Origin of the sequence: Anaerophaga thermohalophila str. Valhall (assembly GCF_000250735.1) — a bacterium.
In the GTDB taxonomy this organism is placed as follows: domain Bacteria; phylum Bacteroidota; class Bacteroidia; order Bacteroidales; family Marinilabiliaceae; genus Anaerophaga; species Anaerophaga thermohalophila_A.
Map to the genome: position 1 here is coordinate 1 of NZ_AHZV01000214.1, position 10531 is coordinate 10531.

The window sequence follows — 10531 nt, forward strand, 5'->3', positions numbered from 1 at the left end:
CCCCGAATTAGCAATTACTTGAGCCAATCAATCACTAAAAAACAGGATATCCGAAAACTGTATGCGGGGGTTGAGGTTGCCTGAAAAGACTATTCTTTACTCTGTGGCACTCTGCGTCTACTCCGTGAAGATATGTGAAACAAAACAATTCAAACGCGACGCCGATGGCGTCGTGCATTTATGTATTCTAACAAACCAATAATTTAGACTAATTTTATACTGATAAAACGAGCATGGCAAAGTTGGCCACAACAAGGATATTTATAAATGAGTGCGGTATAAAAAGCATATTTTTGTCAAAATCAAGGCGTTTTAAATTTTTGTGCCGGAGTTAACCCGTTGTTAATGAGGATGTAAAAATTTAAAACAACACTGAGTTTGGCAACAAAGATGCTTTTTAGACCGGGCTCAAAAATGCTTACATGCGAGTTCCATTAAAGCTTAAAAAACAAATTTACAGGGATGAAGATTCTTTTATTAAAAGTAGGAAAAACATCTGACGAATGGCTTCGCGAAGGTGTCGGGCATTACTATCGGCGGGTGAAGCACTACTTACCTTTTGAAACAAAAATAATTCCTGATATCAGGAATGCCCGTAAAATGACACCAGAGATATTGAAACAAATGGAAGGGGAGCTCATTCTGAAGGCTGTTGAAAAGCGCGATCGCCTGGTTTTGCTGGATGAGAAAGGAAAGCTCTTTTCATCGCGGGAATTTGCCGGGTTTATTGAAAAGCAGATGGTTGGAGGGTTGCATCGACTGGTGTTTGTAATAGGGGGCGCGTGGGGATTTTCTGATGCTGTTTATGAACGTGCAGATTTAAAGATTTCACTTTCACCAATGACTTTTTCACATCAGTTGGTGCGTCTGATCTTCGCAGAGCAGCTCTACCGGGCCTTATCTATATTGAACAATGAGCCTTATCATCATGATTAATGAGTGTCTGTCCATAAAGTACCATAATTGTTTTTTGCACGGTTATTGTTATTTTCATGCATTGCTAAGTCGATTAGGGAAGTTTGTAGAATAGTCGGAGACCCGGGATATTTTCTTCATTGAAAGGATTTTTTATCCGGTCAGGCAGAGAACCGGGTCAGAAGATATTGGAAACTTCACGAAAATGAAATCTTATGTCCGGAAAACGTTGGTGGTGGATACTTATAATACTCTTTTTTGCAGGAACAGGAACCGGTTTGTTCCTGGAATTTTTCTTTGCCGGTGGTGAAAAACAGGATGTTGATCTCCGACAGATTGAGCAATTGGTGCAGGAGCGTCAGTCGGCGCTTAATAATATGTTGAGTGATTTTTCAGGACAAACGCTTGATGATACTGAACTTTTGTGGAGCAAAATGGATTCGGTTTCACAAACCGGGAATGATGTCCTGGTTTTCCGAAACAATCAACTGATTGCCTGGTCGAATCAGGCGATACCTGTTCAGGAATTACACCCAGTTTTTTTGATGCAACCCTTCATCCAACTTGAAAACGGATACTATCTGGTTCAGCAGATTCGAAGAGATCCTTTTTTGCTGGTTGGGCTTTTCAGATTAAAACAGTCGTATCCTTATCAAAATAAATATTTGAAAGACAGGTTTATGCTACCGGCAGGATTGTCTCCGTCGGTGCAAATTGTCAGACAGAAAAGTCCGCTTTACGAGCCTGTTTATGGCCTTGAAGGAGAATATTTGTTTTCATTGAGTAACCTAAAGCGCCGAAAAGGAGATGATGTAACAGGGGGATACGTTCTTGCGGCTTATCTTCTATCCGTTTTTGCTTTGTGGGGTGCTTTTTTGATGTGGCTTCAGCGTTCGCGAGGTTCGAGATGGCAGAATCAACGACTTTTTCTGGCGATGGGTATCTACCTTCCGGTTTATTATGGATTGTTTTGGCATTCCGGGATGTCGGCATTCAATCAGCTGGAATTGTTTTCCCCCATCCATTTTGCGGCATCAGACTTTTTGCCTTCTCTCGGTGCACTTTTGCTCTTTTCGGTTAATGTTCTTCTGCTTACGTTTTTGTTTTTTCGGTTCTTTAGATGGCCGTCTTTTTTAAAAAACAGAGAAAGCAGGATCAGGCAAAACATCACATTTTTACTTCTTTTTTTAGCGGTTCAGGGTTGGATGCTTTACCTGATGAGGCATGTTTATCATTTAGTAGAACATTCACCGGGTCCGGCTGTATTCTTCAAGGTTATAGAAATCAACGAAATAGCAATTGTAAAAATTGCGATTCTGGCATTCCTGTTTTTTTCATTCATTCTCCTCATTGAAAAGGTTGTGCGATTGTTCCTTTTTAGAATGCGGAGGGTTCAACTGTGTATTTTGATATTGGTGTCCACTCTTATTTTAGCTGTTATATGGGGAGGCCCCGGATATGGAAAAAGCGACTGGAGCATTTTGTTTACCGGGTTGATTGGCATATTGCTGGCACTGGTAAAGCGCGATTACCGGTTGCATCATTCATATAATACTTTTTTGTGGCTTGTGGCTTTATTTGCATTATATGCCGGAACGGTATTAATAGACCTTTCGATAGCAAAGGAGGAATCGGATCGTGAATTATTGGTCGAAAATTTATCATATCAATTATTGCGGGAGGAAGATCCAATTGCCGAAATGTATCTTCAGGATATTGAAGAGCAAATTATGAGAGATGCTCCATTGCGTCAGCTTTTGGCACAAAACAACATTAATCAGCCGGCGGTTCGTAACCATTTGCTTAAATATTATTTTTATGGTTACTGGGGACGTTACGATCTACAAATTGTGCCTTGCTGGCCCGGGGGAAATGTTGTATTCGAGGAGACCGGAGATGTCACTAATTGTTATCAGTACTTTTTCTCTCTACTCAGGCAGGATGGTCATCGTATTGAAGGAAGTAAGCATTTTTACTATTTAAGTAATGATAACGGCCGAGTTTCGTTTTTAGGTGCGTTTCGTTTTTTGAGGGTCATCCGCTCGAAACCACCCTTTTTATTGAGTTACAATCGAAACCCTATTTCGAAGGATTAGGATATCCGGAGTTGCTTGTCAGCCAGAAAGAACAGGAGCGACTGAAACTTTTCGAAGATTATTCTTATGCAAAATATGTAGACGGAAAACTGGTGCGGCGCTCGGGCGATTACAATTACCACGGTACCTTCAGCCAGATGGATTTTGGCAACGAGTCGAAAGTGTTTGTCAAAGAAGGGGGATATTCACATGTTGTTTTCAGACCTGAACCGGGTACAATAGTGATTCTAAGTCTTCAGGATCATACTGTCTCCGATATTTTCATTGCTTTTTCTGTATTCTTTATTTTCTTTTTTGTTTTCGGACTTTTACTCGTTGGACTGATACAGGCTCAGGCTCTTTCTTTTTCTTTCTGGCTTTCGGTTCAAAAGCGAATACAACTCTCGTTTGTCGGATTAATGCTTTTTATTTTACTTGTTGTAGCCGTTGGAACGGTAATCTATACCGTAAATCAGTTCAGAAACAAACACGAAGAGCTGTTAAATGATAAGGTACAGTCTGTCTTACTCGAACTGGAATCGAAAATCGGTCTTGAAGGCCCATTGGATAAAAGCAGCAGGGATTATCTTACTTACCAGTTACAGACCATCTCCAATGTGTTTTTCTGTGATATCAATCTTTTCGGGATAGACGGTATGTTGCTGGCATCATCCCGTCCTGAACTTTTCGAGCAGGGGCTTATCGGGGCTCAGATGAATCCTTCTGCATATTACCGGCTTGCTATTGAAGGAGAAAATCGTTTCCTGGAACAGGAATCAGTGGGTGAATTGAAATATACCTCTTATTATGTGCCGTTTTACAACCGCGATGAAATGTTGATGGGATATGTTAATGTTCCTTACTTTGTGGCTAATAGCGAGTTACGTGAAGAGGTCTCTTCGGTAGTCATGACTGTAATAAACTTTTATCTTCTGTTTTCTTTTATTATCATCGGAATTGCCGTATTCCTTTCGCGTCAAATTACCAGGCCATTGCAGGTATTACAAAATAAGCTGGCCGACCTGAAAATTGACAAACATAATGAAAAGATCGATTACGAAGGTGATGACGAGATTGGAAGTCTCGTTGGGGAATACAACAGAATGGTAGATGAGCTTGCAGAGAGTGCCGCCAAGCTGGCCAGAACAGAGCGTGAACTGGCCTGGCGCGAAATGGCCCGTCAAATAGCTCATGAAATCAAAAACCCGCTTACCCCGATGAAGTTGAATATTCAATACCTTCAGCGGGCATGGAAAGATAATGTGCCCGACTTTGGCGTCTTTCTGCAGCGCGTATCGGCTACATTGATTGAGCAAATTGAAAAATTGTCGTCTATTGCGACAGAATTCAGCCATTTTGCCAAAATGCCTGCTGCCAAAAGGGAAAATATTGACCTCCTTGAAAAAATAAGAAGTTCGGTGACTTTATTCTCTGGCATCCATAATGTAGAAATAAGTACCGATTTTGGTGGTTATGAAAGCATTATTATCAATGCCGACAGCGAGCAAATTTTAGGTGTGTTCAACAATTTGATCAATAATGCAACACAGGCTATGCCTAAAGACTATCTCGGGAAGATTGATATTTCGGCTTCAGTTTCGGAAGGGAAAGTGATGGTGAAAGTACAGGACAACGGGAAAGGCATTCCGGAAGAGATTCGTGAGAAGATGTTTGTCCCGAATTTTACGACCAAAACAAGCGGTATGGGACTTGGCCTTGCCATTGTAAAAGGTGCTGTGGAAAGTGCAGGAGGTGAAATTTGGTTTGAAACAGAGACCGGAAAAGGGACAACATTTTTTATTCAGCTTCCGGTTGTTTCCCAGTCCTGATTCCTTATGACCCGTGTTTCTGCCCATCGGTCGGCAATTCTTACTTTGTATTTTATCAAATGATAAAGGTCAAAAAGGTTCAGAATGGGGATTAACAGTACAAGCCCGCGGATAACCGATTTTTCGGGCCATCCCGACATAGAAGCATAATGTGGTAAAGTTATGGCTCGTAAATGGAATAATTTTTTCCCAAAACTTTGTCCATCCAGAAATGAAAACGAGTCTTTGGCCAGCAAATAAATGAGTCCAAATATCCACCCTATTTTGGGGAACAGCGATAACAATAGTGCTATCATTATATCAACAAACCCGGCAAGCAATCTTTCTGAAACCGGCACTTTCTCCCAAAGTAATTTTTGATCTTTCACGTTCATTGTTTTTTGAAAAGATGAGTTTGGCAATAAAGATGCATTTTAGACCGGACTCAAAGATAGAAAACCCGCCGGGAAATAAAAATCAGCCGATATCTTCCATTCTGATAATGCCATTCAGGATGGCATAGACAGTGAGACCCGATACGGTTTTTATATCCAGCTTACGGGTAATATTTTTACGGTGAGAGATGACAGTATGGGTGCTGATAAACAGTTTTGCAGCTATTTCTTTATTGGTAAGGCCGAGTGCAACGTGTTTCAGAATTAATTTTTCTCGTGGAGTGAGTTCCTCTGTATCTTCCTTTTCGGGCGTTTCGTCGCGGTATTTCTGAAGATGAAAAGAGATTTTTTCTGAAAGCTTACTTTTTGAATCGAACACTGAAATCTGGTGGGAAGGGCTGTCTTCGGGAAGCGGAGTATTTATTATATAAATAATTCTTGCTCTGTCGGGCAGTTTTGATACTAATTTTTCATGACTAACAGGCAATGTAATAGCCGAATTAAGCAAAAGTATATCCGGACTGAACTCTTTCAGCGTCAACATGATGGTGTCGGGATGACCGGCCGCTTTAAGTTCGGTTATGCCATCGGTTTGTTCTAAAAGGCCGACAAGCCCCTTGCGAACCAGATACGATGTTTCAGCGATTAATACTTTTGCCATTTTCAGATTATCCCTGGGGGAATTTTTTGTGAAATTGTTCTTCCAGTTTTACGACCTGGGGAATGAGAACATTTTCTTCCAGAATTGTATGGTCGTTCAGATCATTTCCAAGCCTGAATATTTCTATGAGGATGTTTGTAAAGACACAGTTATCCGAAGGAGGAGCCAGGTATTTCAGAAGAATATTACGCAAATCTACAAGTTTCTCTTCTATGTCGCTATGTTCGTCCAGAAAGTCCTTAATTGTGTAACCCCTGGCCTTTTTCAGAAAATCCGGATCGGGATGCTCTTTGTTCAGGTTCTCTTCCAGATCGAGTATGTAAGGAAATATTTTTTCTTCTTCCAGTTCAATGTGCGTAGTAAATTCGGTGATGTATTCCCTGAAGAATTTCAGCATCAACTGCATGTTTTTTCCACCTGACTGATCCATTGATTCCATCCGGACAATCTCATTTTCAATTCGCGGTATATGATATTCTATATAGCACGAATGTGTACTGCGCAAATATTTTACCAGCCATTTTACAGGATGATTCATAAGGGTCTCGCCCGGGAAAAAATCACGTTCGTCGTACCACCGTGACAGATTGAGAAAAAAATCCAGATCAATGCCTTCTTCCCTGCAAACAGTTTGCACACTTTTGTCTTTAAATCCAAAAGGTATCTTTAATCTTTGCAAAACAGCCAGAAGTTCGAAGTTTGACTGTACCAGGTCGGACATTTTCATTGTGGGACTTATATGCATCTCTATGTTTATTTAGATTTATTATAAACAAAGATAATAAAAATTGGCAGACTCTTGTAACCAGGGGTGGTCTTTCTTTTCTACTTCTTTCTGAAAAACACATTAATCGGGACTCCCGTGAAATTCCATTTCTGCCGTAATTTGTTTTCAACAAATCGTTTATATGGCTCTTTAACGTATTGCGGCAGATTGCAGAAGAAAGCGAAAGAAGGGACGGATGCAGGCAACTGGGTAATATATTTTATTTTAATATATTTCCCTTTGTTGGCTGGCGGCGGATAGTTCTCAATCAGTGGCAGCAGGTAATCGTTGAGTTTTGCAGTGCTGATGCGTCTCGATTTGTTCTCATAAACCTGAAGAGCTTCCTCCAGAGCTTTGAAGATGCGCTTCTTTTCTGTTGCCGAAGTGAAAATAACCGGATAGTCGGTATATGGAGCCGTTTGTGCCTTTAGCATAGCTTCAAAGTCCCTGGCAGTGTTGCTGTCTTTTTCGATAAGATCCCACTTATTGACCAGCACGACAACACCTTTCCGGTTGCGTTCAATCAGACTGAAAATTTTATGATCCTGGCCTTCGAAACCACGTGTAGCATCAATCATCAACAGGCACACATCCGAGTTTTCGATGGCTCTGATGGCTCTCATTACGGAATAAAACTCGAGGTCTTCATGGACCTTTGACTTTTTCCTGATGCCTGCTGTGTCTACCAGAAGAAAATTGTGTCCGTATTTATTGTATTGAGTAAAAATGCTATCTCGGGTTGTGCCCGAAACCGGTGTTACGATATTTCTCTCTTCCCCGATGAGGGAGTTTATGAGGGATGATTTTCCCGCATTTGGGCGGCCTACGACGGTAAATTTTGGAAGTTCTGTGTCTTCTTCTCTACTTTTTCCCGGAAGAAGAGTAACGAGGTGGTCGAGCATATCACCCGTTCCGGAACCGTTAATGGCCGAGATGGGGTAGAGATTATTGAGCCCCATTGAGTAAAAATAGGAGGCTTCAGGGATTAATGAATGGTTGTCTACTTTGTTTACAGCAATAACAACATTTTTTGCTTTTTTCCTCAGAATCTCGGCGACCGCTTCATCATAATCGGTGATACCTGTCGAAACATCAACAACAAAAAGGATAACATCAGCCTCTTCAATGGCAATAAGTACTTGTTGGCGTATGGCTTCTTCAAATTGATCTTCGGAATTGATGGCGTAACCACCGGTATCTACCACCGAAAAACCTACGCCGTTCCACTCCGCTTTTCCGTAAATCCGGTCACGTGTAACTCCACTGGTCTCATCAACAATTGCCTGACGAGATTCTGTCAGTCGGTTGAAAAGCGTCGATTTCCCTACGTTCGGGCGTCCTACTATGGCTACTATGTTACCCATGGGCTTTTACTGGTTTGTTAGTTTGTGCCTAATGCTTGTTCGTTTCTTTTCAAATACAAATGTTTGAAAAATGGGTGCAAAGATAGCAAAAATGATTGATTTACAGGATTAAATCTAGATATTATTTTGAGATGCTGAGGTTAAGGTTGAGGTTAAGAATTCACCACAGAGAACTTATAGATAAAAGGCAAAAGGCAGAAGATAGAAGCAAGCAGAAACGCACGGCCGTGCGTCTTAACAAGCCCGAAACCCGAAAACCGGAACCCGGAACACGAAACACGAAACCCGGATTGAGGCTGAGGATGAGAATTCCCCACAGATGACACAGATTCTTTGCAAGCAAAGCGGCAGAGCCGAGCGAACACGGATTATTTATAGAGGCTGAGGAAGTTTAAAAAGACTAATTTTCTTCTCTGTGAGACTCTGTGTGAACTCCGTGTTACTCTGTGAAACAATTAATTACACAGACTGTCACAGAGTAACATCGGGACTGATAGTCTGCCCCGATTTACCGGGAAGTATAATAAGGGTTTGCTTCATCAGTATAAAATTAGTCTAAGTTATTGGTCTGATGGAACTCGCATGAATGATTTTAATACATGTTCTCTAGTGACAAACCTTGTCATGCTCGTTTCATTCATCATATCTTCTCTTTACGATTGCAGTGTCCTTAAATTTTGTGTTCGTGGTATGGAATAAAGGAGGTTAGAGGTGAATTTATTGTTCGTATCCGAAATTCTTCAGAAAATTGTCTTTGTCGCGCCAATCTTTCGAAACTTTAACGTATAATTCGAGGAAGACTTTCTTCCCCAGGAAGGTTTCAATTTCGTGGCGTGCATCGATGCCCAGTTTTTTCAGGGCTTTTCCCTGGTGTCCAATGATTATTCCCTTTTGAGAGTCTCTGGCAACATGGATTATACAGCGGATGTCGTTCCTTGTTGGTCCTTCTTTGTATTCTTCGACTTCAACCTCCACCGAATATGGTATTTCCTTTTGATAATTGAGCAATATTTTTTCACGAATAATTTCGGAAACAAAGAACCGTTCAGGCTTGTCTGTTAATGCATCTTTGTCGAAATATGGTGGAGAAACCGGCAATAGCTCTACGATTCGATCATATAAATTGCGAATATTGAAGTCATGTAGGGCAGATAAGGGAAAGATTTCGGCATTAGGAAGTTCATTTTTCCAGTAATCAACCAATTCTTCCAGTTTTTGTTGATCAATAAGGTCTATTTTATTTATGGCCAGAAGCACCGGAACTTTTGTTCTTTTAACCAGTTGGAGGAATTCGTCGTTTTTATCAGGGCTTTCAACAGTATCAGTAATATATAACAGTATGTCCGCATCGGAAAGGGCCGATTTGGAAAAGTGTAACATCGATACCTGCAATTTGTATTTCGGTTTCAGCACACCAGGCGTGTCAGAAAAAATGATTTGATAATCATCCGTGTTAACAATCCCGAAAATCCTGTGCCTTGTGGTTTGTGCCTTAGAGGTTATTATTGATAGTCGTTCCCCTATCAGGTGGTTGGATAATGTTGATTTTCCGACGTTGGGATTTCCAATAATATTTACAAAACCGGCTTTGTGTGTCATAACTTTTTTGCATGTAATTTTCTGCGAAGATACAACAACTGTACGGATTTTCAGTCGGTTTTAATGTACACTCTTCGTTGCAATAGTTAGTTAAAAAAAGCCTAAGCGCAGAGACGAAATGACGCAAAGTTTTTATTATGAGATAGTTGTGGCTTGTGCTATTAATTAGTGTCTGTCCATAAAGTACCACTTGCTTCGTTACGCTTGCCGCCAAAATACTCATTTACGATTAGTAAACTCCGGTTTTGGCGGCTTCGCAAGCCTTGCAACCGGCACTTTCTGAACAGACACATGACCAGAAACAACTTTTGCGTAATTTATAGACGGACACATGATAATTAGGAAACTTTCCCTGCTTTATAGACAGGCACTAATTATGTAAACAATTAATTGCCAGACATCTACAGAAGTTCGACAGCGTGTTGTTTTGGAAAAAGGATAGAAATTTTACCTGTGGAAATTGACATTGTCTGTCATTTTTATTACTTTTATTTTTCTGTCTCCAAAATTTTTCGGCCTTTGGGTCTGTACCTCAGATACTTGACATTTTTTCACAAAAAATAGGCTGTTGTATTTTGGAAAAACGGCCCAAAAGCCATTATCTTTGCAGCCGCTTTAGAAAAGGCTGAAAGCATGATACAGGAAGGTTGGAGGGGAAGAAAGAGGAAAAGGAGAAAAATAATTTTGTTGAGGAATAAAAATTATTCTATCTTTGCACTCGCTTTTCGCCAAAAATGAGGCCTCCAAACGGGCAGGTCCGGGTGAAAAAGCCAAAAGAAAGAAGGATTACAGGAATAGTACAGACGCAATATTTTGCGTTTTCTATAACCAAAGAAAGATCTTTGACACTATTGATGCAAAACCAAAAGCAAGGTAAAAGCGGACTCCGGGTCAACTTTATTAAGGGATTAATCGAAAGCGTACTAATGGGTGAGTTACTTAAAAGAG

At 40.7% G+C, this 10531-nt stretch carries 9 protein-coding genes; 4 read left to right on the forward strand and 5 right to left on the reverse strand.

Features of this window, described 5'->3' with window-relative positions; translation table 11 throughout:
• The first annotated feature begins 462 nt into the window (after positions 1 to 462).
• The 3 genes from rlmH to OQ5_RS24660 all read left to right on the forward strand — a co-directional run bounded on the left by rlmH (position 463) and on the right by OQ5_RS24660 (position 4819).
• Complete coding sequence (gene rlmH, locus OQ5_RS0111650; RefSeq protein WP_016777664.1) at positions 463 to 936, forward strand: 23S rRNA (pseudouridine(1915)-N(3))-methyltransferase RlmH; 474 nt, start codon at positions 463 to 465, stop codon at positions 934 to 936.
• 194 nt (positions 937 to 1130) lie between these two features.
• Positions 1131 to 3011 (forward strand): hypothetical protein, encoded by a 1881-nt coding sequence (locus OQ5_RS24655; protein ID WP_020372245.1) that lies wholly within the window; start codon positions 1131 to 1133, stop codon positions 3009 to 3011.
• Positions 3012 to 3022: 11 nt separating this feature from the next.
• Positions 3023 to 4819, forward strand: a complete 1797-nt coding sequence (locus tag OQ5_RS24660; protein ID WP_020372246.1) for a HAMP domain-containing histidine kinase — start codon at positions 3023 to 3025, stop codon at positions 4817 to 4819.
• Here the strand turns inward: OQ5_RS24660 and OQ5_RS0111660 are convergent.
• The 5 genes from OQ5_RS0111660 to era all read right to left on the reverse strand — a co-directional run bounded on the left by OQ5_RS0111660 (position 4792) and on the right by era (position 9583).
• Complete coding sequence (locus tag OQ5_RS0111660; protein ID WP_016777665.1) at positions 4792 to 5193, reverse strand: hypothetical protein; 402 nt, start codon at positions 5191 to 5193, stop codon at positions 4792 to 4794. The genes OQ5_RS24660 and OQ5_RS0111660 overlap by 28 nt on opposite strands.
• An 82-nt stretch (positions 5194 to 5275) precedes the next feature.
• A complete protein-coding gene (locus OQ5_RS0111665; protein WP_016777666.1) occupies positions 5276 to 5854 on the reverse strand; it encodes a response regulator transcription factor in 579 nt (192 codons plus the stop codon).
• A gap of 7 nt (positions 5855 to 5861) precedes the next feature.
• Positions 5862 to 6599, reverse strand: coding sequence for a hemerythrin domain-containing protein (locus tag OQ5_RS0111670; RefSeq protein WP_026055258.1), 738 nt, complete (start codon positions 6597 to 6599; stop codon positions 5862 to 5864).
• Positions 6600 to 6679: 80 nt separating this feature from the next.
• Positions 6680 to 7984 carry a ribosome biogenesis GTPase Der gene (gene der / locus OQ5_RS0111675; RefSeq protein ID WP_016777668.1) on the reverse strand — a complete coding sequence of 435 codons (1305 nt, stop codon included), beginning with the start codon at positions 7982 to 7984 and terminating at the stop codon, positions 6680 to 6682.
• Positions 7985 to 8701: 717 nt separating this feature from the next.
• Positions 8702 to 9583: a GTPase Era gene (era, locus tag OQ5_RS0111680; protein ID WP_016777669.1), complete on the reverse strand. Its 882-nt coding sequence runs from the start codon at positions 9581 to 9583 to the stop codon at positions 8702 to 8704.
• Positions 9584 to 10344: 761 nt separating this feature from the next.
• Between era and OQ5_RS23860 the strand changes: the two genes are divergently transcribed.
• The coding region (locus tag OQ5_RS23860; protein ID WP_218054529.1) for a hypothetical protein at positions 10345 to 10531 on the forward strand (187 nt) is incomplete at its 3' end.

Bases quoted from the DNA above. Each gene is read 5' to 3' on its own strand.
- rlmH (WP_016777664.1), top strand. From the start codon at position 463: ATGAAGATTCTTTTATTAAAAGTAGGAAAAACATCTGACGAATGGCTT.
- OQ5_RS24655 (WP_020372245.1), top strand. From the start codon at position 1,131: ATGTCCGGAAAACGTTGGTGGTGGATACTTATAATACTCTTTTTTGCA.
- OQ5_RS0111660 (WP_016777665.1), bottom strand. From the start codon at position 5,193: ATGAACGTGAAAGATCAAAAATTACTTTGGGAGAAAGTGCCGGTTTCA.
- OQ5_RS0111665 (WP_016777666.1), bottom strand. From the start codon at position 5,854: ATGGCAAAAGTATTAATCGCTGAAACATCGTATCTGGTTCGCAAGGGG.
- OQ5_RS0111670 (WP_026055258.1), bottom strand. From the start codon at position 6,599: ATGCATATAAGTCCCACAATGAAAATGTCCGACCTGGTACAGTCAAAC.
- der (WP_016777668.1), bottom strand. From the start codon at position 7,984: ATGGGTAACATAGTAGCCATAGTAGGACGCCCGAACGTAGGGAAATCG.
- era (WP_016777669.1), bottom strand. From the start codon at position 9,583: ATGACACACAAAGCCGGTTTTGTAAATATTATTGGAAATCCCAACGTC.